The sequence below is a fragment of the Streptomyces sp. RPA4-2 genome, assembly GCF_012273515.2.
Lineage (GTDB): Bacteria > Actinomycetota > Actinomycetes > Streptomycetales > Streptomycetaceae > Streptomyces > Streptomyces kaempferi.
Window position 1 is genome coordinate 5,906,882 of sequence record NZ_CP050975.2, and the last position, 21,511, is coordinate 5,928,392.

Annotated in this window: 22 protein-coding genes; 9 read left to right on the top strand and 13 right to left on the bottom strand. The window is 71.6% G+C overall.

The genetic code is table 11. The annotated features are described in order from the left end of the window. Positions 1 to 21 precede the first annotated feature (21 nt). On the top strand, positions 22 to 678 hold the full coding sequence (locus HEP85_RS25980; RefSeq protein WP_211118067.1) for a hypothetical protein: 657 nt from the start codon (positions 22 to 24) through the stop codon (positions 676 to 678). Between the two features lie 287 nt (positions 679 to 965). Here HEP85_RS25980 and HEP85_RS25985 read toward each other — a convergent pair whose 3' ends face one another. From HEP85_RS25985 to HEP85_RS25995, 3 genes are read right to left on the bottom strand one after another with little or no spacing between them, the layout of a single operon-like run. Further along, entirely contained in the window at positions 966 to 2,099 is a 1,134-nt protein-coding gene (locus tag HEP85_RS25985; RefSeq protein ID WP_168530090.1) for an Mrp/NBP35 family ATP-binding protein, read from the bottom strand. A gap of 44 nt (positions 2,100 to 2,143) precedes the next feature. Then, on the bottom strand, positions 2,144 to 2,728 hold the full coding sequence (locus tag HEP85_RS25990; RefSeq protein WP_168530091.1) for a DUF1003 domain-containing protein: 585 nt from the start codon (positions 2,726 to 2,728) through the stop codon (positions 2,144 to 2,146). Continuing rightward, positions 2,718 to 4,007 (bottom strand): CBS domain-containing protein, encoded by a 1,290-nt coding sequence (locus HEP85_RS25995; protein WP_168530092.1) that lies wholly within the window; start codon positions 4,005 to 4,007, stop codon positions 2,718 to 2,720. The genes HEP85_RS25990 and HEP85_RS25995 overlap by 11 nt, the downstream gene beginning before the upstream one ends. Before the next feature lie 349 nt (positions 4,008 to 4,356). Between HEP85_RS25995 and HEP85_RS26000 the strand changes: the two genes are divergently transcribed. Then, the gene (locus HEP85_RS26000; RefSeq protein WP_211118249.1) at positions 4,357 to 5,064 is read left to right on the top strand and encodes a hypothetical protein; all 708 of its coding nucleotides are present in this window, start codon (positions 4,357 to 4,359) and stop codon (positions 5,062 to 5,064) included. 45 nt (positions 5,065 to 5,109) lie between these two features. Here HEP85_RS26000 and HEP85_RS26005 read toward each other — a convergent pair whose 3' ends face one another. Both HEP85_RS26005 and HEP85_RS26010 read right to left on the bottom strand, forming a co-directional pair. Beyond that, the gene (locus HEP85_RS26005) at positions 5,110 to 5,652 is read right to left on the bottom strand and encodes a hypothetical protein (RefSeq protein ID WP_329290217.1); all 543 of its coding nucleotides are present in this window, start codon (positions 5,650 to 5,652) and stop codon (positions 5,110 to 5,112) included. A gap of 32 nt (positions 5,653 to 5,684) precedes the next feature. Beyond that, a complete protein-coding gene (locus HEP85_RS26010; RefSeq protein WP_168530093.1) occupies positions 5,685 to 6,797 on the bottom strand; it encodes a magnesium and cobalt transport protein CorA in 1,113 nt (370 codons plus the stop codon). 520 nt (positions 6,798 to 7,317) lie between these two features. Here HEP85_RS26010 and HEP85_RS26015 point away from each other — a divergent pair. Continuing rightward, positions 7,318 to 7,902 carry a suppressor of fused domain protein gene (locus tag HEP85_RS26015; RefSeq protein ID WP_168530094.1) on the top strand — a complete coding sequence of 195 codons (585 nt, stop codon included), beginning with the start codon at positions 7,318 to 7,320 and terminating at the stop codon, positions 7,900 to 7,902. Positions 7,903 to 7,930: 28 nt separating this feature from the next. Here HEP85_RS26015 and HEP85_RS26020 read toward each other — a convergent pair whose 3' ends face one another. Next, positions 7,931 to 9,193, bottom strand: a complete 1,263-nt coding sequence (locus HEP85_RS26020) for an MFS transporter (protein WP_168530095.1) — start codon at positions 9,191 to 9,193, stop codon at positions 7,931 to 7,933. Positions 9,194 to 9,355: 162 nt separating this feature from the next. On the opposite strand from HEP85_RS26020, the gene HEP85_RS26025 reads away from it, so the two are divergent. From HEP85_RS26025 to HEP85_RS26035, 3 genes are all read left to right on the top strand, one after another. Beyond that, positions 9,356 to 9,997 carry a DUF6758 family protein gene (locus HEP85_RS26025; RefSeq protein WP_329290223.1) on the top strand — a complete coding sequence of 214 codons (642 nt, stop codon included), beginning with the start codon at positions 9,356 to 9,358 and terminating at the stop codon, positions 9,995 to 9,997. A 363-nt stretch (positions 9,998 to 10,360) separates the two neighbouring features. Continuing rightward, on the top strand, positions 10,361 to 11,218 hold the full coding sequence (locus HEP85_RS26030; RefSeq protein WP_168530096.1) for a PHP domain-containing protein: 858 nt from the start codon (positions 10,361 to 10,363) through the stop codon (positions 11,216 to 11,218). Between the two features lie 162 nt (positions 11,219 to 11,380). After that, on the top strand, positions 11,381 to 11,986 hold the full coding sequence (locus HEP85_RS26035; RefSeq protein WP_168530097.1) for a MarC family protein: 606 nt from the start codon (positions 11,381 to 11,383) through the stop codon (positions 11,984 to 11,986). Positions 11,987 to 12,139: 153 nt separating this feature from the next. Here the strand turns inward: HEP85_RS26035 and HEP85_RS26040 are convergent, their stop codons facing one another. Then, positions 12,140 to 12,292, bottom strand: coding sequence for a hypothetical protein (locus HEP85_RS26040; protein ID WP_168530098.1), 153 nt, complete (start codon positions 12,290 to 12,292; stop codon positions 12,140 to 12,142). Positions 12,293 to 12,519: 227 nt separating this feature from the next. On the opposite strand from HEP85_RS26040, the gene HEP85_RS26045 reads away from it, so the two are divergent. Then, positions 12,520 to 13,416, top strand: coding sequence for an NYN domain-containing protein (locus HEP85_RS26045; protein WP_168530099.1), 897 nt, complete (start codon positions 12,520 to 12,522; stop codon positions 13,414 to 13,416). 135 nt (positions 13,417 to 13,551) lie between these two features. Here HEP85_RS26045 and HEP85_RS26050 read toward each other — a convergent pair whose 3' ends face one another. Then, entirely contained in the window at positions 13,552 to 14,418 is an 867-nt protein-coding gene (locus HEP85_RS26050) for an alpha/beta fold hydrolase (RefSeq protein WP_168530100.1), read from the bottom strand. 155 nt (positions 14,419 to 14,573) lie between these two features. Then, positions 14,574 to 16,895 carry a DEAD/DEAH box helicase gene (locus HEP85_RS26055; RefSeq protein WP_369657840.1) on the bottom strand — a complete coding sequence of 774 codons (2,322 nt, stop codon included), beginning with the start codon at positions 16,893 to 16,895 and terminating at the stop codon, positions 14,574 to 14,576. A 468-nt stretch (positions 16,896 to 17,363) separates the two neighbouring features. On the opposite strand from HEP85_RS26055, the gene HEP85_RS26060 reads away from it, so the two are divergent. Then, a complete protein-coding gene (locus tag HEP85_RS26060; protein ID WP_356010749.1) occupies positions 17,364 to 18,125 on the top strand; it encodes a ferritin-like fold-containing protein in 762 nt (253 codons plus the stop codon). Between the two features lie 131 nt (positions 18,126 to 18,256). On the opposite strand, the gene HEP85_RS26065 is transcribed toward HEP85_RS26060, so the two are convergent. From HEP85_RS26065 to HEP85_RS26080, 4 genes are all read right to left on the bottom strand, one after another. Continuing rightward, complete coding sequence (locus tag HEP85_RS26065) at positions 18,257 to 18,526, bottom strand: hypothetical protein (protein ID WP_168530102.1); 270 nt, start codon at positions 18,524 to 18,526, stop codon at positions 18,257 to 18,259. A gap of 225 nt (positions 18,527 to 18,751) precedes the next feature. Further along, positions 18,752 to 18,979: a DUF3107 domain-containing protein gene (locus HEP85_RS26070; RefSeq protein WP_028801993.1), complete on the bottom strand. Its 228-nt coding sequence runs from the start codon at positions 18,977 to 18,979 to the stop codon at positions 18,752 to 18,754. A 135-nt stretch (positions 18,980 to 19,114) separates the two neighbouring features. Then, positions 19,115 to 19,756, bottom strand: a complete 642-nt coding sequence (locus tag HEP85_RS26075; RefSeq protein ID WP_168530103.1) for a TetR/AcrR family transcriptional regulator — start codon at positions 19,754 to 19,756, stop codon at positions 19,115 to 19,117. Positions 19,757 to 19,996: 240 nt separating this feature from the next. Further along, complete coding sequence (locus tag HEP85_RS26080; protein WP_168530104.1) at positions 19,997 to 20,215, bottom strand: hypothetical protein; 219 nt, start codon at positions 20,213 to 20,215, stop codon at positions 19,997 to 19,999. Between the two features lie 158 nt (positions 20,216 to 20,373). On the opposite strand from HEP85_RS26080, the gene HEP85_RS26085 reads away from it, so the two are divergent. Beyond that, complete coding sequence (locus HEP85_RS26085; protein ID WP_369657841.1) at positions 20,374 to 21,363, top strand: alpha/beta fold hydrolase; 990 nt, start codon at positions 20,374 to 20,376, stop codon at positions 21,361 to 21,363. The last annotated feature ends 148 nt before the right edge of the window (positions 21,364 to 21,511 follow it).

Consider the following 21,511-nt stretch of genomic DNA (forward strand, 5'->3'; position numbering starts at 1 on the left):
AGCAAGGAGGCGTCCGGGCAGATGGAGACGACAAGTCGGGTAGGCGCGCAGGCACCGGCCACGGAGGGCGGACAACCGGTCCCCTTCGCCCGGCGCACGGTCGACGGCTACCTGCTGGCGCCCTTCCCGTGGTACGGCCTCGACGAGGCCTTCACGGGACCGCGCTGGCTGATGCAGGTGGGCATGTCGGCGGACGGCGCCGTCGAGCACGGTTCGATCGGGCACGGCGAGGAGCCCTCGGTGCGCAGCGAGTCGACCGAGGACAAGGAGCGCTTCGCGGTCGTGGTGACCGTCGCGGCGAACCCCTCGCGGCGCAGCGCGGACGGTACGGGGCTGCTGGAGGCCACCTCGGTGTCCTCGGCGGCCTGGCTGGCGGGCGTGGGCCTGTTGTCCTTCACCTGGCCCGGCCAGATGGACCACACCCTGCGGGACGACTGGCTGGACCAGCAGACCGAGACGGCGTGGGTCCTCGCGGACGATCTCGACGGGTCGGACTGGTCCTCGTTGTCCCTGCCCGTGGACGGCGTGCCCACGCCGTTCCACTACCGCGAGTCCGAGTTCGGCTGGGTGCTCGCGGGGTCGACCCAGGAGGGCGTGCACGTGGGTGCGTACGGGCGGGGCATGAGCGCGTACGGACTGGGCTTCGCCGTGGTCAAGGACATCTCGGCGTATGAGTGAGTGCTCCGCGGGGTGACCCGGAGGCCGACCGGGTGCCGCGGGGCGGGGGAGGTTCTTCGGCCGCGGGCCCGCGGTGGCCGGTCGCGCGGTTCCCCGCGCCCCTGAGGCATGTGGTGGTGAGCGCTCGTGAGGTGCGCGGTTCCCCGCGCCCCTGGGGCGTGCGGTGGTGAGCGCTCGTGAGGCGTGTGGCTCCTGGTGCCCCCGAGGTGCGCGGGTCCCAGCGCTTCTGGTGGGGCGCAAGGGCTCCGCGCTCCTGGCAGGGCGCGTACGTGTTCGGTTTGCGCGGTCTAGAACTTGTTCCTCGGGGTGATGCCCAGGGACATGCCCGACAGGCCGCGCTGTCGGCCGCCCAGCTTGCCGGCGATGGCGAGCAGGGCCGAGCCGGCCGGGGACGCGGGATCCGTCAGGACGACCGGCCTGCCGTCGTCGCCGCCCTCGCGCAGACGGACGTCGATGGGGATGGAGCCGAGCACCGGGACGTTCGCGCCGGTGGTGCGGGTCAGACCGTCCGCGACCGTCTGACCGCCGCCGGTGCCGAACACGTCGACCATCTCGCCGCAGTGCGGGCACGGCAGGCCCGACATGTTCTCGACGACGCCCACGATCTTCTGGTGGGTCTGGACGGCAATGGAGCCCGCGCGCTCGGCGACCTCGGCCGCCGCCTGCTGCGGGGTGGTGACGACGAGGATCTCGGCGTTCGGCACCAGCTGGGCGACGGAGATCGCGATGTCGCCGGTGCCCGGCGGGAGGTCGAGGAGGAGGACGTCCAGGTCGCCCCAGTACACGTCCGCCAGGAACTGCTGCAGGGCGCGGTGGAGCATCGGGCCGCGCCACACGACCGGGGCGTTGCCCGGGGTGAACATGCCGATGGAGATGACCTTCACGCCGTGCGCCGACGGCGGCATGATCATGTTCTCGACCTGCGTCGGACGGCCGTCGACGCCGAGCATCCGGGGCACGGAGTGGCCGTAGATGTCCGCGTCGACCACGCCGACCTTGAGACCGTCGGCGGCCATCGCCGCCGCCAGGTTCACCGTCACCGAGGACTTGCCGACGCCGCCCTTGCCGGAGGCGACCGCGTACACGCGGGTGAGTGAGCCCGGCTTGGCGAAGGGGACCTCGCGCTCGGCCTGGCCGCCGCGCAGCGCGCCCGCCAGCTCGCGGCGCTGCTCGTCGCTCATGACGTCCAGGGTCACGTCGACCCGGGTGACGCCCTCGACCGCCGAGACCGCCTTCGTCACGTTCTCGGTGATGGTCTCGCGCATCGGGCAGCCGGAGACGGTCAGATACACGGTGACCGCGACCGCGCCATCCGCACCGATGTCCACCGATTTGACCATCCCCAGTTCGGTGATGGGTCGCTGGATCTCGGGGTCGTTCACCGTCGCCAGTGCTTCACGCACCGCGTCTTCCGTAGCCATAGGGACGATGGTACGGCGCCCGGACCGGAGCCCGGAAAGCCCCGTCAGCGGTCGCCTGTGTCACGTCCCGGCGACCGTTCCGCCGGGAATACGACGTGGCTGTCGGAATGGTCCTCCTCCAGCGCCCTGACCAGGTCCTCGAGTTCGGAGCGGATCCAGTCGCGGGTGGCCACCTCGCCGAGGCCGATGCGCAGGGCGGCGATCTCGCGGGTGAGGTACTCGGTGTCCGCGATCGACCGCTCGTTCTGTTTGCGGTCCTGTTCGAGGTTGACCCGGTCGCGGTCGTCCTGGCGGTTCTGGGCGAGCAGGATCAGGGGGGCGGCGTACGAGGCCTGCAGCGACAGCATCAGGGTCAGGAAGATGAACGGATAGTTGTCGAACCGCAGGTCACGGGGCGCGCTGACGTTCCACACCACCCACAGGATGATGACGACCGTCATCCAGACGATGAAGCGCCCGGTGCCCAGGAAGCGGGCGATCCGTTCCGACAGCCGTCCGAAGGCCTCAGGGTCCCACTCGGGCAGCAGCCTGCGGCGTGGCGGCATCGGCTGGTCGAGACGGCTGCGCGGCCGGGTGGTCGCGGTGGCGCCCGCGACGGCCCGTTCACGGGTCTCGCGGTCAGGCGTCATGGCTCCCCCCTACGGCCTCGTCCTCGTGCAGATGGAACTCCGTCTCGCGCCAGTCCTCGGGCAGCATGTGGTCCAGGACGTCGTCCACGGTCACCGCGCCGAGCAGGGAGCCGCTCTCGTCGACCACGGGCGCGGCGACCATGTCGTAGGTGGCGAAGAAACCCGCGACGACCGGCAGCGCCGCGTCCGGCGCCAGCGGCTGCAGATCGTCGTCGAGGATCGAGCTGACGAGCGTGTACGGCGGGTCGCGCAGCAGCCGCTGGAAGTGCGCGGTGCCCAGGTACTTGCCGGTCGGTGTCTCGTCCGGGGGGCGGCACACGTACACCTGGGCGGCGAGCGCGGGGGAGAGGTCGGAGCTGCGGACCCGGGCGAGCGCCTCGGCGACCGTGGCGTCGGGCCGCAGCACGATGGGCTCGGTCGTCATCAGACCGCCCGCGGTGCGCTCCTCGTACGCCATCAGCCGCCGTACGTCGGCCGCGTCGTCGGGCCGCATCAGCGTCAGCAGCCGCTCCACGTCCTCCTCCGGCAGTTCGGCGAGCAGGTCGGCCGCGTCGTCGGGGTCCATCGCCTCCAGGACGTCCGCCGCGCGCTCCTCCTTGAGCTTGCCGAGGATCTCGATCTGGTCGTCCTCGGGGAGTTCCTCCAGCACGTCGGCGAGACGGTCGTCGTCGAGCGCGGCGGCCACCTCGCCGCGCCGCTTCGGGGAGAGGTGGTGCAGCACGTTGGCGAGGTCGGCGGCGCGCAGTTGCTCGAAGGTGGCGAGCAGGCTCTCGGCGCCCTGTCCGTGTTCCTCCAGCGAGAACCCGGTGACGGCGGACCAGTCGACGGTCAGGGTCTCGCCCCGGGTGCGCCGGAAGGTCCCGCTGCGGGCCCGGCGCACGAAGACCCGGCCGATCTCCCACTCCCGGCGGGCCGGCAGCTGCTGGACCGACACGTCGAGGACGGTGACCTCCTCGTCCGTGTCGACGAGCCGTACCCGCCGGTCGAGCAGTTCCCCGAACACGAGCCGCTCGGTGGGCCGCTGTTCGAAGCGCCGCACGTTCAGGACGCCGGTGGTGATGACCTGGCCGGACTCGATACCGGTCACGCGGGTCATGGGCAGGAAGATGCGCCGCCGGGTGGAAAGCTCGACGACCAGCCCCAGCAGCCGAGGCGGGCGCCGCCCCACGCGCAGCATGGCGACCAGGTCCCGCACCCGTCCGACCAGGTCGCCGTTCGGGTCGAAGACGGCGACACCGGCGAGGTGCGAGACGAAGATCCGGGGGGCGCCTGCGGCCATGCCCGCGCCTCCTTCTTTCCGTGCTGTCCCGGTGGGTGTTTCCCATGCTGTCCCGGTACGTGCGCCGGGTGGTGTCGCCGTACGCGTGGTTGGTCCCGTTCTGTCCGCTCGGGTGGGCTTCAGGCTAGCCCGTCCCGGTCGGATACGCCCTGGTGAGCGGTCCGGACGGACTGGCTCCGTCGGCCCGTGGCGGCACCGGTACGCTGCCGTACGCCGTGGTGGGCACCCCGTCTGGACCCCCGCAGGGCGCCCCGGCACGGACACCCGCATGGACCCCCGTACGAAAGGCAGCCCACCTGTGACTGCGATTCTCCAGGGCCGTACCCGCAGGGCCGCACTGGTGGGCGCTATGTGCGCCCTGGTCGTGACGGGGACGGGACTGACGGGGTGCGGCAGCGAGGATCCGGACGCGGGCACGAACGGGGTGGGCAAGCTGCCCGCCTCCACGATCCAGTCGAAGTCCCGCACCGCGGCCACCTCCGCGGAGGCGGTCAGGCTCGCCGGAACCGTGGTGTCGAACGGACGCACGTACAAACTCGACATGCGTCTGAAGGCGGACGGCGGCACCGGGTCGGTCACCTCGCAGGGCGCGGGCTTCAAGCTGCTGCGGGTGGGCGAACACCTCTTCCTCAAGGCCGGCGCCGAGTTCTGGAGCCATCAGGGCGACAAGAGCGACGGCACCTCGGCGGACACGGCCGCCGCCGACAAGCTCGGCGGCAAGTACGTGAAGGTGCCGACCGGTGACCCGGCCTACAAGCGCTTCATCAGTTTCACGGACAAGGACGTCCTCCTGGAGGGCCTGCTCACCCTGCACGGCACGCTCGCCACGGACGGCCACCACGAGCAGTCCGGCGTCCGCACCATCCGCATCACCGGTGACAAGGGAGCGGGCGGCACCCTCGACGTCTCACTGAAGGGGACCCCCTATCCCGTCCTTCTGGTCCGCGCGGGCGGCGCCGGCACCCTCCGCCTCACCGACTGGGGCAAGGGCTTCGCCCTCGCCGAACCGGCCAAGGACGAGACCGTCGACTACGGCAGGCAGCTGCCGACCTCGTAGCCGCCGAGCCCCACGGCCGCCCGGGTCTCCCGATGCCGCCCGGACCTACGACCGCTTGCGCTTCTTGAAGAGGAGGCGGGGGACGGCCGCCGGGACCGGCTGCCGGGTCGTCGCCGGGGTCGGCAGGGGCGCGGCGGCCAGCGAGCCGTCCGGCAGCGGGAGCGTGCCGGCCAGGGGCTCCAGACGCAGCACCCGGCACTCGCGCGCCCAGCGGGCCGGCATCTCCTCACCGTCCGGCGCGTTCAGACGCTTGCCCTTGAGCTCGGCGACCGTCTCCTGCCACACGTCGGAGTCGGGGGCGAGCTCGACCACCCTCGCCGTCCAGGCCACCACACGCCCGCCCTTGTCCTTGCTGCGTACGGTGACCACCGCCTCGCCCCCGTCGGAGAGGCCCGGCAGCGGCTGCTCGCCGGGCCCGTCGCCGACCAGACAGACCGCGCCGTCGTGCCACACGTGCCACAGGGCCTGGGCGGGCTCTCCGGCGCCCGGGGTGCCGGTCGACGGCGTGCCGTCGCCACGCACCCAGATCAGCCCGGACTTCTTGGTGGCTTCCTCGATGAGGGCCTGATCGAGCACCTGTTCCGTCATGGACTCAGCCTAGCCAGCGGGACGCGCCCGCGTCAGAGCCATCCGTTGCGCTTCAGGATCCGGTGGATCGAGAGGCAGATGCCGACGGTGACGCCGAGCGTCAGCGGATAGCCGAACTTCCAGCGCAGCTCCGGCATGTAGTCGAAGTTCATGCCGTACACACCGCACACCATCGTCGGTACGGCGATGATCGCCGCCCAGGAGGTGATCTTGCGCATGTCCTCGTTCTGCGTGACGGACGCCTGCGCGAGGTTGGCCTGGAGGATCGAGTTGAGCAGCTCGTCGAAGCCGAGGACCTGCTCCTGCACCCGGGCGAGGTGGTCGGCCACGTCGCGGAAGTACTTCTGGATGTCCGGGTCGACCAGCCGCATAGGCCGCTCGCTCAGCAGCTGCATCGGACGCAGCAGCGGCGACACCGCTCGCTTGAACTCCAGTACCTCACGCTTGAGTTGGTAGATGCGGCCGGCGTCCGTGCCGCGCGGAGTGCCTTTGCGCCCGAGCGAGAACACCTCCGTCTCGACCTCGTCGATGTCGTCCTGCACGGCGTCCGCGACCGCGATGTACCCGTCCACGACATGGTCGGCGATCGCGTGCAGCACGGCCGAGGGGCCCTTGGCGAGCAGGTCGGGTTCGTCCTGCAGCCGGTGCCGCAGCGCCCGCAGCGAGCCCTGGCCGCCGTGCCGGACGGTGATGAAGAAGTCCCGGCCGGTGAAGCACATGACCTCACCGGTCTCCACGACCTCGCTGGTGGCGGTGAGTTCGTCGTGCTCCACGTAGTGGATCGTCTTGAAGACCGTGAACAGGGAGTCGTCGTAGCGCTCCAGCTTGGGCCGCTGGTGCGCCTGGACGGCGTCCTCCACGGCCAGCGGGTGCAGCCCGAACTCGCTCGCGATGCCCGAGAACTCGGCCTCCGTGGGCTCGTGCAGGCCGATCCACACGAAGCCGCCGTCGCGGTGCACCAGGCGCATCGCCTGGTGCGGGGTGAGGGGCTCGGGGGTCTGGACGCGGGCCCCGTCGCGGTAGACCGCGCAGTCGACCACGGCGGAGTTGGTCCCGGGGGCGCGGGTGGTGTCGTACGAGCCGCTGTCCTTGCGCAGGGAGGGGCGGGGGCGGACCGCGGCACGGAGGTCACGGATCATCGACATGGCAGGCTCCTTCACAACTGGAGGCCGCCGGCGACGGTTGGAACTGCCCGGAATGGGGACGTCCTGACTGCGGATGTTTGGCACGTCCACAAAGCGGGGAGCACCGCACCGTCGCGGTGGCAGCTTCGCTACTGATTCAGATCAGACAGATCAGGCGGGAACGAAGCGCTCTTCCGTGGTGCAACGGACAACGCTGACACGTATGCACACGTTTGCAGGAAGCGGCAGCCGGCCTGGGTGAGGAAACCAGCTACAGAATTCAGCGACCGGAAGAGCGGGTGGTACTGCACGGTCGACTTCGGTCCATTGCAGCCCCACCTCCTCCGGCCGGTCCCCCGTGAGGGACGATCCATCCCCCGTGGGGGAGCTGTCTCCCGTCGGGGAGATCAGTCAGTCTCAGTGCGTCGGAGCTCGAGAGCGACGCTTCTGCGTGCTGCCCCGACCAGCGGCCAAGACTATCAGCGCACCGAAGCGTCAAGCCCCCGCTTTGCCCGTTGCTGACGAGTTCTATGCTCGGTTCATGGCTGATGTTCTTCCTCTGGTCGAGGCTCGGTTGCGTTCCGCGCTGGGCGAACCCGACGCGCGCGCCGCGGTCACCTTTCTCGGCACCGACCGCATCGAGGTGCTGCGCTTCACGGAGGGCGACGTCGTCCGCTACGCGACGCTCGGCATGTCCGCCCAGCCGATGGCGGACCCCACGGTGGTGCTCGCCGATCCGGTGAAGGGTCCGCGCGCCGAGCTGGTCCTCTCGGTGCGCGCGGGCGGCGCCGAGACCGACAAGGTGCTGCGCGCGCTCGCCGTGCTCGCCGCGTCCCCGCAGGTCGAGGGGCTGGTGGTGAGTCCCGGTGCCTCGCTCGACGTGGGCGGACCGCTCTGGCCGGGCGCGCCCTTCACCTCCGTCCTGGTCGCGGAGTCCGGTGGCCTGGTCGAGGACCTGGAGCTGGACGCGCCCGCCGATCCCGTACGGTTCCTGCCGCTGCTCCCGATGACGCCGAACGAGGCCGCGTGGAAGCGGGTGCACGGCGCCGCGGCCCTCCAGGAGCGCTGGCTGAACGGCGGAACGGACCTGCGCGATCCGCTGCGCACATCCGTTCCGCTGGACTGAGACCAGGTCAGTTCCTGGCCGGAAATCGTCAGTTGGCAAAAACCGTGACGCTGTCCTCGGAGGCGTGCCGGGGCTGAAGCCCGGCCGCCTCGTGCGTGAGCGCGTTACGCCGTACGCAGACCACCGCGGCGCCGATCAGCGCGGTGACCGCCGCCACCAGGAACGGGACGCGGACGGAGCTCCACTCCTCGATCTTCGGCGCGAAGTAGGGCGCCGCGGCCGCCGCGAACCAGCGCACGAAGTTGTACCCGGCGCTCGCCACCGGGCGCGGCGCGTCCGACACGCCCAGCGCCAGTTCGGTGTAAACGGTGTTGTTCACCCCGATGAAGGCGCCCGAGAGGATCGTGCAGACGACGGCGGTGGTGTGGTCGCCGTAGCCCAGCACGAGCACGTCGGCGGCGAGCAGCACCAGGGAACCGCCGAGCACCTTCAGCGAGCCGAACCGTGCCTGCATGCGCGGCGCCACGACGACGGAGAACGCCGCGAGCAGGACACCCCAGCAGAAGAAGACCGCGCCGGACTTGTAGGGAGTCATGTTCAGTACGAACGGCGTGAAGGCCAGCACGGTGAAGAACGTGTAGTTGTAGAAGAACGCGGAGACGGCGGCCGAGGCGAGACCGCCGTGGCCGAGCGCCTTGAGCGGGTCGAGCAGCCCGGTCCTGCGCGCCGGCTTCGGCTGCTCCTTGAGGAAGGCCGTGACGCACAGGAAGCCGACCGCCATCAGGAACGCGGTGCCGAAGAACGGGTAGCGCCAGCTGGCGTTGCCGAGCAGCGCGCCGAGCAGCGGCCCGCAGGCCATGCCGAGGCCGAGCGCGGACTCGTACAGCAGGATCGCCGCGGCGCTGCCGCCCGCCGCCGCGCCGACGATGACGGCGAGGGCCGTCGAGACGAACAGGGCGTTGCCCAGCCCCCAGCCGGCCCGGAACCCGACGAGTTCGCCGACCGACCCGGAGGTGCCCGCGAGCCCGGCGAAGACCACCACGAGCGCGAGGCCGAGCAACAGGGTCTTCTTGCCGCCGACGCGGCTGGAGACGAAGCCGGTCAGCAGCATCGCGACGGCGGTGATCAGGAAGTACGAGGTGAAGAGCAGGGAGACCTGGCTCGGGGTGGCGTCCAGGCCCTTGGCGATGGAGGGCAGGATCGGGTCGACGAGCCCGATGCCCATGAAGGCGACGACGGATGCCCCGGCGGTCGCCCAGACGGCCTTCGGCTGGTGCAGGAGACCGCCCGCACCCGCGTCGAACGTGTCCTCCGTGTCCCCTTGGGCGGGGCCTCCCGTGCTGCTGGTCATGTTCGTTCCTCCGACGGTCCTGGCGAGGTCGTTGTCGTATGCACATAATAAGTTAGCTGAGCTAATTAGTGCAAGTTACATCTAGTTCCTCGCGGTGACGGCGCGCTCCGGACGGGTGATCGTCCTTGACGCGGCGAAAGACGGGGAGGACCGTGGGGCTCTATGAGGGGCGAACCCAGTTGCCCGAAGTGTGGTGGCCGGGTCAGGGCTCCCGGCCTTTTTGCCGACTCCTGGCAGTGCGATGCGCACGGGACCGTGCATCCACTGCAGCCCGTGATCCCGCCCAGCGTCGAGGCCCTCGGTGTCGTGGTGCACCGTGCCCGGGTGCCGGTATGGATGCCGTGGCCGCTGCCGGTCGGATGGCTCTTCACCGGTGCCGGCTTCGCGGGCGACGACCGCAGCGGCGGGCGCGCGACCATGGTGGCCTGCTCGGGCCCCGGCCCCCTCGGCGGCATCGGGGAGCTGATCCTGGTCGCCGAGGAGCTCGGCGTCGGCCTCGGCGCGCGCTACGCCGGTATCGACGCGCCCGACCCCGGGCCCTACATGAGTGTCGAGAAACCGCCGCAGGCCAAGGTCCTCGCGGCCGGCCGGCCCACCCCGCTGTGGCATGTGGCCGGCGCCCCGGACGACCGCGCCGTCTTCGCGGGCGAGGCTCTCGGGCTGTGGCTGTGGGCGGTCGTGTGGCCCGAGCAGTCGGGGCTGCTGATGTACGACGAGCTGGTGCTGACCGACCTGCGGGACGCGGGGGCGGAAGTGGACCTGCTGCCCTGCGGGGCGCTCTCGCCGCGCATCCTGGAGCCGTAGCGCTCCACTGGGTCGGGGAGGTGGCGTCGACGCCGGGCGGGTGGGCGGTGGGCTCAGCGCGGCTCGGCGGACCGGCCCGAGACCCCTGGCATCGAGTGCGCACCTCGGGTGCGGACCGCCGCCGCGTATCCGGTCCGTCCGGCGCTTGAGGACGGGGCCGTTCAGGCCGATGCGGAGGTCTGGGGGCGGCAGCCCCGGGGCCCACCGGTCGAGCCGGCCGCCCTCCGGGAACCCAGGAGGTGCCCGAGACGGGGAGGACGTCTCGTAGGGGGTGCACCGCGGTTGCGAGTGTGACAGGGGTACTCGTGAACCCCGTTATCCTTGGGTGTCCCCTTCCGTGTCGTCACCGCCTGGAGTCGCGTAGTGCGCATCGACCTGCACGCCCACTCCAACGCTTCCGACGGCACGGACACCCCGGCCGAACTCGTCCGCAACGCGGCCGCCGCCGGTCTGGACGTCGTCGCGCTGACCGACCACGACACCACCCGCGGGCACGCAGCGGCCGCCGCGGCCCTCCCCGAGGGGCTCACCCTCGTCGCCGGCGCCGAACTCTCCTGCCGCCTCGACGGCGTCAGCATGCACCTGCTGGCCTACCTCTTCGACCCCGCCGAGCCCGAGCTGCTCGCCGAGCGCGAGCTGATCCGGGACGACCGGGTGCCGCGGGCCCGGAGCATGGTCGCCAAGCTCCGGGAACTGGGCGTGCCGGTCACCTGGGAGCAGGTCGCGCGCATCGCGGGCGACGGCTCCGTGGGCCGGCCGCACATCGCCTCCGCCCTGGTCGAGCTGGGGGTCGTGGACACCGTCTCCGAGGCCTTCGGCGGCGACTGGCTCGCCGACGGCGGCCGGGTCTACGTACCCAGGCACGAGACGGACCCCTTCGACGCGATCCGGCTGGTCAAGGCGGCGGGCGGCGTGACCGTCTTCGCGCATCCGGCCGCCGTCAAGCGGGGCCGCACCGTGCCGGAGGCGGTCATCGCGGAGCTGGCCACCGCGGGACTCGACGGCATCGAGGTGGACCACATGGACCACGAGCCGGCGACCAGGGCGCGGCTGCGGGGTCTCGCGGCCGAGCTGGGACTGCTCGTCACGGGGTCCAGCGACTACCACGGCAGCCGCAAGACCTGCGTCCTCGGGGAGTACACGACCGACCCCGAGGTGTACGGGGAGATCACCCGGCGGGCCACCGGGGCGTTCCCGGTCCCGGGAACCGGCGGAGCCTGATCGCCCGCGCCTCGGAACCGTCCCTCGGATCCGGGTCCCCTTCGCACGCACCCGGCGCTGTCCGCCGTGTGCCCCGTTCCGCCCGGCGGAACTCCCTTCCCCAGCGGTGACTGCTGAACTCGCCGTGCCGCTCTCCCCACCTTCGCAAGGCCTCACTGAACCATGTTCGACCTCGCCGTCTTCGGCTCCCTCTTCCTCACCCTCTTCGTGATCATGGATCCCCCCGGGATCACCCCGATCTTCCTCGCGCTCACCGCGGGACGCCCCGCCAAGGTGCAGAAGCGCATGGCGTTCCAGGCCGTCTGTGTGGCGGGCGGGGTGATCGCGGTCTTCGGCCTGCTCGGTCACCAGATCCTGAACTACCTGCACGTCTCCGTGCCCGCGCTGATGATCGCGGGAGGGCTGCTGCTCCTGCTGATCGCCCTCGACCTGCTGACCGGCAAGACCGACGAGCCGAAGCAGACCAAGGACGTCAACGTCGCCCTCGTACCGCTCGGCATGCCGCTGCTCGCGGGCCCCGGTGCGATCGTGTCGGTGATCCTCGCCGTGCAGAAGGCGGACAGCGTCGCCACGCAGGTGTCCGTGTGGACCGCGATCCTCGCCATCCACGTCGTGCTGTGGGTGGTCATGCGCTACTCGCTGCTGATCATCCGCGTCATCAAGGACGGGGGCGTGGTGCTGGTGACCCGGCTCGCGGGCATGATGCTCTCGGCGATCGCCGTCCAGCAGATCATCAACGGCGTCACACAGGTCGTCCGGGGCGGTTGAGCGGCCTCCGGGGCGGTTGAGCGGCCTCCGGGGCGGTCGGCGGCCTCCGGTGCCGCGACGGTCCTCTCGTATACGCAAAGCCCCGTACGGCGTCGATGCCGTACGGGGCTTTGAAGTCTGAGACGTCCGGGACGTCCGAGAGGTGTCCGCGGGTTACGAGGCGGACGAATCGGCCGGGCGGATCCACAGTCGCTGCCCTATGGCGGCGGCCTGCTGAACGATCCGGTTGACGGAGGCGGCGTCAACGACGGTGCTGTCCACGGGCGTGCCGTTGACATCGTCGAGTCGCATGATTTCGAAGCGCATGGGCTTCTCCCTTCGTCTGGTCATCCTCCTGAGGAGAACTACTCGGTGGTGGCGTGCGAGCTGAATCAGTCCCCGCTTCCGTTCGTATTCAACGGTGTGCGTGTTACAAACATTCCCTACGCTAAGGAAATTTTTCGAGAACCTAATTACCGCCTGGTAAGAAGTGTGGAGGAGACTGAACGGGACCAGTTGTGTTCGAAGCGTGACCGCCGGGAGAATGGGGGGTGATGAACGACGACCTCGCGGCGCTCGGCGCCCGCATCGACCGCACGAACGAGCTGCTTCAGCGCATGCTCGCCGAGGTGGCGAAGACGCCCTCGACCCACGCGATCTTCGTCGACGCCGGGTACCTGTACGCGGCCGGGGGACGGCTCGTCGCCGGGACCGAGGACCGCCGCTCCTTCGACCTCGACGCCGAGGGCCTCATCGAGGCACTCATCGACAAGGCCCGCACCATCTTCGCGGACAGCAGGCTGCTGCGGGTGTACTGGTACGACGGCGCGCGTCGCCGCATCCACACCGCGGAGCAGCAGTCGATCGCCGAACTCCCGGACGTCAAGGTGCGGTTGGGCAACCTGAACGCCAACAACCAGCAGAAGGGCGTCGACTCCCTCATCCGGTCCGACCTGGAGTCCCTGGCCCGGCACCGCGCCATCAGCGATGCCGCCCTGCTCGGGGGCGACGAGGACCTGGTGTCGGCGGTCGAGGCCGCGCAGGGGTACGGGGCGCGGGTCCACCTCTGGGGCATCGAGGCGCCCGAGGGCCGCAACCAGGCCGAGCCGCTGCTCTGGGAGGTCGACAGCCAGCGCACCTTCGACCTCGACTTCTTCAAGCCCTACGTGTCCCGTCGGACCGCCACCACGTACGACGCGAGCGCGGTGAGCCGGCCCACGCGTGAGGACGTGCGGTTCGTGGGTGCGCAGATCGCCGCGAAGTGGCTGGCCGCGCGGGGGCGCGAGGCGCTGGTGGACCTGCTGCCGGGCCATCCGTATCTGCCCGGCTCGGTGGACCAGGACCTGCTGGTCGAGGCGGAGGGGCTGCTCCAGTACTCCCTGCGGGGGCAGGCGGATCTGCGCCGGTCCCTCCGGGACGGCTTCTGGGAGCATCTGCAGGCGCAGTACTGACCGGTCCCCGGTCTCCGCCCCCTGTTGCCGTCCCCGGTCGGTCTCCGCCGCGCGGTTCGTCCGCCACGGGCCACGGGTCGCCGGCCACGGGTCACGCGGTGGCGGGTCACGGGTCACGCGGTGGCGGGTCACGGGTCACGCGGTGGCGGCGGTGTCCCAGAAATCGGCGAGGGCGCGGGCGGTCGGCAGGGGCTGGTCCGTGTTGGGGGAGTGCTCGGCGCCCTGCACGACCGTGCGCCGGGCGTCGAGACGTACGGCCATGTCGTCCAGCAGCTCCACCGGCCAGGTGTCGTCCTGCGAGCCGGACAGGACGTGCTTCGGCAGCCGCACGGCGGCCAGCTCGGCGACGCGGTCGGGCTCGATGCACAGCTGACGGCCCGTCGCGATCAGCTGGGCGGGACTGGTGGCGAGCCAGCGGCGCCGCAGGTCGTCGCGGTCGTCCAGCCCCGCGTCGAGTTCTCCGGTCTCGGTCTCCTCCGGCGGCTCCATCGCCTGGATCGCGTCCCACACCTGGCCCATGTCCATCACGGCGAGCGCGTCCCGGAGCAGCTTGACGCGCTGCTGCTGGGAGACGGAGATCTGGGCGGGGCCCGACGCCATCAGGGTGAGCGAGGCGAAGGGGGCCGGGTCGAGAAGGACGGCGGCCCGGGAGACCTGTCCGCCGAGGGAGTGCCCGACGAGGTGCACGGGCACCGCCAGGGCCGCTGCCTGTGCGAGTACGTCACGCGCCAACTCCTCCTGCGCGTAAGCCGTTTCGTCGCGCTCGGGCCCCTCGCTCTCGAACTGTCCACGTCCGTCGACGGCGACGGTCCGGTACCCGCGCGCCGCCAATGGTTCGTGCAGCGCGATGAAGTCCTCCTTGCTCCCGGTGAAACCCGGCAGGAGCAAGGCGGTTCCCCGTACGGCGGTTCCGGCATCGATCACCGCGAACTCGCCGCGGGCGGTGCCCAGCCGGTACGCGCGCGCTCCGGCCGGCGGGACGAAGGAGGGGGGACGGCTCATGGTTCCGAGGCTAGCGGGCGGGGCCTGGTGGCCCACTGTCCGGGGCGTCTGTTCGGGTCGTCGGGGCGCCTGCCTACGGCGCCGGGCGGGTGATGTGCGGGAACACCGATGGCCCGGCCCCCCGAAAGCGGGGGACCGGGCCATCGGGCTGTGGATCAGCTCTCCGCGGGCTCCGCGACAGCGGCGGCCTTGCGGGTACGGCGGCGCGGCTTGGCCTCGTCCGTCTCCGGGGTCACCGCGGCCTCCGCGGTCTTGCGGGTGCGGCGGCGCGGCGTGACGGGTGCCTCGGCGGTGTCCGCGGTCGCCTCGGTGGCCACCTCGGGCGTGGCCTTGGTGGTCGCCTTGGCGCGCGTACGGCGCGGCTTCGGCTCCGTGGCCTCGACGGCCTCGGCGACCTGGGCGGGCGCCTCGGTCGTGGCCACCGCGGCCTTGCGCGTACGGCGCGGCTTGGCGGCCGGCGCCTCCGCGACACCCTCAGCCGTGTCGACCGCGGCCTCGGCGCTCTTGCGGGTGCGGCGGCGCGGCCCGGCCTCCGGCGCCTCGACGGCGGCCGTCAGGGGCGCGCTGTCCGCCTCGACGGTCTCCGCGACGGCCTTGCGGGTACGGCGACGGGGCTTGGCCTCCGCGGTCTCCGCGGTGTCAACGGCACTGTCCACGGCGGGAGTTGCCGCGGTCGTGGCCTTGGCTCGGGTGCGGCGCGGCTTGGTCTCGGTGACCTCCGGCGTGCCCTCGACCGTGTCGAGGACGGCCTCCGCGGCCTCCGCGGTCTTGCGGGTGCGGCGGCGCGGCTTGGTGGCCGGAGCCTCCGCGACCGTCTCGGCGGGCGACGCGGCGACGGTCTCGGCGACCGCGACGGGCTCCGCGACGACAGCGACGGTCTCGGCCGGGGCCTGTGCCGTCCTGCGGGTGCGGCGGCGCGGCTTGGTGGCCGTGGCGTCCGTGCCCTCGACCGTCGTGAGCACGGTCTCCGCGGCCTCGGGCGCGGCCGACGGCTCGACCGCCTCGGTGGCCGTGGCGACCGCCACCGGCTCCGACGCACCGGCGCGCGTGCGGCGACGGCGGCGCGGCGTACGGGGCTCGGTGGCCTCCGTGGCGGCGGGCTCGGCCGGAGTCTGCGGCGCGGATGTCGTCGACGCGCCGGACGTGCCGGCGGTCTCGTCCATCGGTGTGCCGTTGCGCGTACGACGGCGACGGCGCGGGGTGCGGTCCGGACGCTCCCGCTCCCGCTCACGCTCGACGGCAGGCGCCGAGGTGCGGCCACCGCGGCCGCGCGGACCGCGGCCACCGGTCTCGCCGAGATCCTCGACGGCCTCCGCCGAGAGCCCGGCGCGGGTGCGCTCGGAACGCGGCAGGACACCCTTGGTGCCGGCCGGGATGCTGAGTTCCTCGAAGAGGTGCGGGGACGTGGAGTACGTCTCCGGCGGGTTGTTGAAGCCGAGGTCCAGCGCCTTGTTGATGAGCTGCCAGCGCGGGATGTCGTCCCAGTCGACGAGGGTGATCGCGATGCCCTTGGCACCCGCGCGGCCGGTCCGGCCGATGCGGTGCAGGTACGTCTTCTCGTCCTCGGGGGACTGGTAGTTGATGACGTGGGTGACGCCCTCGACGTCGATACCGCGGGCCGCGACGTCGGTGCAGACGAGGACGTCGACCTTGCCGTTGCGGAAGGCGCGCAGCGCCTGCTCGCGGGCGCCCTGGCCGAGGTCGCCGTGGACCGCGCCGGAGGCGAAGCCGCGCTGCTGGAGCTGGTCGGCGAGGTCGGCCGCCGTCCGCTTGGTGCGGCAGAAGACCATCGCGAGCCCGCGGCCGTCGGCCTGCAGTATGCGTGCGACCAGCTCGGGCTTGTCCATGTTGTGCGCGCGGTAGATGAACTGCGCGGTGTTCGCGACGGTCGCGCCCGCGTCGTCCGGCGCGGTGGCGCGGATGTGGGTGGGCTGCGACATGTAGCGGCGCGCGAGGCCGATGACCGCACCCGGCATGGTCGCCGAGAACAGCATGGTCTGGCGGCGGGCCGGCAGCATGTTCATGATCTTCTCGACGTCGGGCAGGAAGCCCAGGTCGAGCATCTCGTCGGCCTCGTCGAGGACGAGGGCCCTGATGTGCTTGAGGTCGAGCTTCTTCTGGCCCGCGAGGTCCAGCAGCCGGCCCGGGGTGCCGACGATGACGTCGACGCCCTTCTTGAGGGCCTCCACCTGGGGTTCGTACGCCCGGCCGCCGTAGATGGCGAGCACGCGGACGTTGCGGACCTTGCCCGCGGTCAGCAGGTCGTTCGTCACCTGGGTGCACAGCTCGCGCGTCGGGACGACGACGAGAGCCTGCGGCGCGTCGGTCAGCTGCTCGGGCCGGGCGCGGCCCGCCTCGACGTCGGCGGGGACGGTGACACGCTCCAGGAGCGGGAGGCCGAAGCCCAGCGTCTTGCCGGTGCCGGTCTTGGCCTGGCCGATGACGTCGCTGCCCGAGAGGGCGACGGGGAGCGTCATCTCCTGGATGGGGAAGGGGTTGATGATGCCGACGGCCTCAAGGGCTTCGGCCGTCTCGGGAAGGATTCCGAGCTCTCGGAAAGTCGTAGTCAGGGTGCTGCCTCTTCTGTGTACGCGGTGCGAGGCGAGCGCGGGGGTCGTGACGGGGACCGTGCCGGGGACGTCGGCCGCTTGTCGGGCGGGCCGAGTGGCATGGGACCACTGCCGACGCTCGAGCGCTCGTACCGCTGAGGGTCCCTCCGGATGTCGTACGCATCGTGCCGTACGGACGAGAGGGCTGTCGGGTCGGAGCCGATCGGGCCACCGACCGGGCATCCTCATTCGTGCGGCCCGTCGAATACTCGCCGGGCGCATTACCACCATACCCCGGAATCGCGCATACGCGATGGCCGATTTGGTCACGTAGTCGTCGTCACACTGGATGAGCAGGGACTTCCCTGTTGCGGCGCGCGGGCTATTGTGCGCTTCATGACGACGCCTGACAACGCCGCTGACACGTCCGCCGAGGCACCCGGCACCACCACCCCCGCGGCCACCGGAGTCGCCGCGCGGGACTGGGACACGGCGTCCGCCGACCCCCAGTACCGCGCCGCGGTCGTGGACCTGCTCGGAGCGCTCGCGTACGGCGAGCTGGCGGCGTTCGAGCGGCTCGCCGAGGACGCCAAGCTGGCGCCGACGCTGAGCGACAAGGCGGAGCTGGCCAAGATGGCGTCGGCCGAGTTCCACCACTTCGAGCGGCTGCGGGACCGGCTCTCCGGGATCGGCGAGGAGCCGACCGGGGCGATGGAGCCGTTCGTCGCCGCGTACGACGGTTTCCACAAGCAGACCGCGCCCTCGGACTGGCTGGAGGGGCTCGTCAAGGCCTACGTCGGCGACTCGATCGCCAGCGACTTCTACCGGGAGGTCGCCGCGCGGCTGGACGAGGACACGCGCGGTCTCGTCCTCGGCGTCCTGGACGACACCGGGCACGCGAGTTTCGCCGTGGAGAAGGTCCGTGGCGCGATCGACGCGGACCCGCGGTTGGGCGGCCGGCTCGCGCTGTGGGCGCGGCGGCTGATGGGCGAGGCGCTCTCCCAGTCGCAGCGGGTGGTCGCGGACCGCGACGCGCTGTCGACGATGCTCGTGGGCGGCGTGGCGGCCGGCTTCGACCTCGCGGAGGTCGGCCGGATGTTCTCGCGGATCACCGAGGCCCACACGAAGCGGATGGCGGCGCTGGGCCTGGCGGCCTAGGTTCCGGGCGTCGCGGCGGGGCGAACGTTGCCCGCCGCGGCACTAGGTCTTGTCCGACCCGGCCTGGATCCGGGTCTTGTCCGACCCGGCCTGGCTCCGGTCCTTACGGGATGCGCCGTCGCCCGGTGCGGTCACGCCGTCGCCGAGCGGCGGCGAAATCTTTCCGCCGGGCGCAGCAGCAGCGAGAGCAGCGCGGCGGAGACGATCGCGGCACCGCAGAGGATCACCGGGTAGTACCCGGAGCCCAGCGCGGTGTGGGTGAGGAAGGCTCCGAACAGCCCTCCCGCGACGCCGGTCGACAGGACCAGGCTGCGCGCGGGCAGGCGGTGCGGCAGGCGGTGCGAGGCGGCCCATGACAGGGCCAGACCGAGCACCGCGGCGCCGAGCGCTTCCAAGAACATGGTGGGGGTCCCTCCCGCACGGCCCGTGCAAATCGGTCGTAGCCGGTCTACCCGTGACGTGCGGAACGCAACCCTCCCCTGTGTCGGATCTGTGCTCCGACTGTGGCTCCGGGAGGGAGCCGCTCAGGGTGCGGGGACGGGATTCCGGTCGTCGTGCCGGACGGGTTCCGGCCGGTGCGCGGAGGGGCCCGGTGACGCCGTCACCGGGCCCCTCCGCGTGGCTGACTACAGCGCGCTGAATCCCACCTTGCGCTGCGTGGGCTCACCGAGCTCCACGTAGGCGAGGCGGTCGGCCGGAACCAGGACCTTGCGCCCGTGGTCGTCCACGAGGCTCAGCAGCTGCGACTTGCCGGCCAGCGCCTCGGACACCGCGCGCTCGACCTCTTCCGGGGTCTGACCGCTCTCCAGAACGATCTCGCGGGGCGCGTGCTGCACGCCGATCTTGACCTCCACGGCTTTGTCCCTCCGACGGTCAGTCATGTGCGCGTTCATCCGCGCCGTACGCAGCACACATTAGCCCGGTGAGGGGACGTACACGTTCCGCCCGAGAACGCCAGGAGCGAACAGCGGGCGGGAACAAAGTGGCGGTCAGCGGTGGTCGGTGGTGTGCAGCGGGAAGCCCGCGATGCCCCGCCACGCCAGCGAGGTCAGCAACTGGACCGCCTGGTCGCGCGGCACGCTGCGGTCGCTGTGCAGCCAGGAACGGGCCACCACCTGGGCCAGACCGCCCAGACCGGAGGCGAGGAGCATCGATTCGGCGCGCGAGAGACCGGTGTCCTCCGCGATGACGTCGCAGATGGCCTCCGCGCACTCGTGCGTGACCTTGTCCACGCGCTCGCGGACCGCCGGCTCGTTCGTCAGGTCGGACTCGAACACCAGTCGGAAGGCGCCGCCGTCGTCCTCGACGTACGCGAAGTACGCGTCCATGGTGGCGCGGACGCGCAGCGAGTTGTCCGTGGTGGACGCGAGCGCCGTCCGTACCGCCTGCAGCAGGGACTCGCAGTGCTGGTCCAGCAGGGCGAGATACAGGTCCAGCTTGCCCGGGAAGTGCTGGTAGAGGACCGGCTTGCTGACGCCCGCGCGCTCGGCGATGTCGTCCATGGCGGCCGAGTGGTACCCCTGAGCAACGAACACTTCCTGGGCGGCGCCGAGGAGCTGGTTGCGTCGGGCACGGCGCGGCAGGCGAGTGCCCCGCGGGCGCGCCGCCTCTGTCTGCTCGATGGCTGTCACGCCGCCTCCCAAAAATTGTCCACTTGCGGTGTGCGCCGCGCAGCCATCGTACTTTTCGGTAACCCTGGTGTGCGCGGTGCGAGCGCAGAATTTCACGGACCGGACGCGGGCGATAGCGGCACAGAGGATGTCCAAGGGGGGCAGGGCGGGCGTCATGGTGCCCGGACCGCCCCGGTCGCCCGGTCGGCCAGGGCCGTACGCGCGACCGGTCCGTCCTGTCCTCCGGCCGGTCCGTGCGGCCTAGCGGTACTCGTCCTCGTTGAGCTCCACGACTCTTGCCTGCTCGGCGAGGTCCGCCTCGTTGGCGTTGAGGGGGTCGCCCGCGGCCTGCAGTCCGTCGTCCTGCGGTGTCAGGTCCGCGTGCTGTTCGGCGGCGTCGGCCTCCGGGGCCTCCGGGTCGAGGTCCGGGCTCTCGTCAACTGCGGTGAAGGTCTCGGGGTCCGTGGGATCGACTGTCATGGTTCCTCTTCCCGAGTGGTGCGAGTGCGCTCCTGTGTGTCTGCGAGTGCCCTCGTCTGAAGCCTAGGAGACACCCGATCCAGACGCTATGCGATTCGCGCACCATCTGTGACGGCGAACACATGAACCACCGCGTGATCGTCTCGTAACATTGCCGCATGTCTTCGACCGAGCTGCCCTCCGTGCTGGCCGCCACCGTCACGCCGAGGGTCGGGACCGTCCGGGTCGCGGAGGGGGAACGGCTGAGATCGGTCGGCCTGCCCGGGATCACGCTGACCGTGCGTTCCCGGCCACCCGCCCGCGAGGGGCTGCCACCGGCGCTGTACGTGCACGGGCTGGGCGGTTCCTCGCAGAACTGGTCGGCCCTGATGCTGCTGCTCGACGGGCTCGTCGACAGCGAGGCCCTCGATCTGCCGGGCTTCGGGGACTCGCCGCCACCGGACGACGGGGACTACAGCGTCACCGGGCACGCGCGCGCGGTCATCCGCTACCTGGACGCCGCCGAGCGCGGCCCCGTGCACCTGTTCGGCAACTCACTGGGAGGTGCCGTCACCACCCGGGTCGCGGCCGTCCGGCCCGACCTCGTGCGGACGCTCACGCTCGTCTCGCCCGCGCTCCCGGAGATCCGCGTGCAGCGCACCGCGTGGCCGACCGCGTTGCTCGCGGTCCCCGGGGTGGCGGGGCTGTTCACCCGGCTCACCAAGGACTGGAACGCCGAACAGCGCGTCCGCGGGGTCACGGCGCTCTGTTACGGGGATCCCGGCAAGGTGTCGCCCGAGGGCTTCCGCGATGCGGTCGAGGAGATGGAGCGGCGGCTCGCGCTGCCCTACTTCTGGGACGCCATGACGCGCTCGGCGCGCGGGATCGTGAACGCGTACACGCTGGGCGGCCAGCACGGACTGTGGCGGCAGGCCGAGCGGGTGCTCGCGCCGACGCTGCTCGTCTACGGCGGCCGTGACCAGCTCGTCGGCTACCGCATGGCACGGCGCGCCGCGCGCGCCTTCCGTGACGGCCGGCTGCTGTCCCTGCCGGAGGCGGGGCATGTCGCGATGATGGAGTACCCGGAGACGGTGGCCATGGCCTTCCGTGAACTCCTCGCGGAATACGCCGAGTCGGCCTCGTCGGCCGTCACCGGTGCGGGGAGCTGAGGCGGGGCGTGGGACGTCACAGTCGCCGGGGGCGGGCGGAGAAGAGCGACACGGGGGAGAAGCCGTGAGTCGGCACCCGGTGCGGTGCCGCGTGCGGCGCAGAGGCCGGGCACCGCGCCGCAGGAGAACCCGCGCGGTGCCCTGGGCC

Bases quoted from the DNA above. Each gene is read 5' to 3' on its own strand.
- HEP85_RS26065 (WP_168530102.1), bottom strand. From the start codon at position 18,526: ATGTTCTTGGAAGCGCTCGGCGCCGCGGTGCTCGGTCTGGCCCTGTCA.
- HEP85_RS26010 (WP_168530093.1), bottom strand. From the start codon at position 6,797: ATGTCGATGATCCGTGACCTCCGTGCCGCGGTCCGCCCCCGCCCCTCC.
- HEP85_RS26055 (WP_369657840.1), bottom strand. From the start codon at position 16,895: ATGACGCTCCCCGTCGCCCTCTCGGGCAGCGACGTCATCGGCCAGGCC.
- HEP85_RS26050 (WP_168530100.1), bottom strand. From the start codon at position 14,418: ATGAGCCGTCCCCCCTCCTTCGTCCCGCCGGCCGGAGCGCGCGCGTAC.
- HEP85_RS26035 (WP_168530097.1), top strand. From the start codon at position 11,381: ATGTTCGACCTCGCCGTCTTCGGCTCCCTCTTCCTCACCCTCTTCGTG.
- HEP85_RS26085 (WP_369657841.1), top strand. From the start codon at position 20,374: ATGTCTTCGACCGAGCTGCCCTCCGTGCTGGCCGCCACCGTCACGCCG.
- HEP85_RS26060 (WP_356010749.1), top strand. From the start codon at position 17,364: ATGACGACGCCTGACAACGCCGCTGACACGTCCGCCGAGGCACCCGGC.
- HEP85_RS25985 (WP_168530090.1), bottom strand. From the start codon at position 2,099: ATGGCTACGGAAGACGCGGTGCGTGAAGCACTGGCGACGGTGAACGAC.
- HEP85_RS26015 (WP_168530094.1), top strand. From the start codon at position 7,318: ATGGCTGATGTTCTTCCTCTGGTCGAGGCTCGGTTGCGTTCCGCGCTG.
- HEP85_RS26020 (WP_168530095.1), bottom strand. From the start codon at position 9,193: ATGACCAGCAGCACGGGAGGCCCCGCCCAAGGGGACACGGAGGACACG.
- HEP85_RS26080 (WP_168530104.1), bottom strand. From the start codon at position 20,215: ATGACAGTCGATCCCACGGACCCCGAGACCTTCACCGCAGTTGACGAG.
- HEP85_RS26005 (WP_329290217.1), bottom strand. From the start codon at position 5,652: ATGACGGAACAGGTGCTCGATCAGGCCCTCATCGAGGAAGCCACCAAG.
- HEP85_RS26025 (WP_329290223.1), top strand. From the start codon at position 9,356: ATGAGGGGCGAACCCAGTTGCCCGAAGTGTGGTGGCCGGGTCAGGGCT.
- HEP85_RS26040 (WP_168530098.1), bottom strand. From the start codon at position 12,292: ATGCGCTTCGAAATCATGCGACTCGACGATGTCAACGGCACGCCCGTG.
- HEP85_RS26045 (WP_168530099.1), top strand. From the start codon at position 12,520: ATGAACGACGACCTCGCGGCGCTCGGCGCCCGCATCGACCGCACGAAC.
- HEP85_RS25980 (WP_211118067.1), top strand. From the start codon at position 22: ATGGAGACGACAAGTCGGGTAGGCGCGCAGGCACCGGCCACGGAGGGC.
- HEP85_RS25995 (WP_168530092.1), bottom strand. From the start codon at position 4,007: ATGGCCGCAGGCGCCCCCCGGATCTTCGTCTCGCACCTCGCCGGTGTC.
- HEP85_RS25990 (WP_168530091.1), bottom strand. From the start codon at position 2,728: ATGACGCCTGACCGCGAGACCCGTGAACGGGCCGTCGCGGGCGCCACC.
- HEP85_RS26000 (WP_211118249.1), top strand. From the start codon at position 4,357: ATGTGCGCCCTGGTCGTGACGGGGACGGGACTGACGGGGTGCGGCAGC.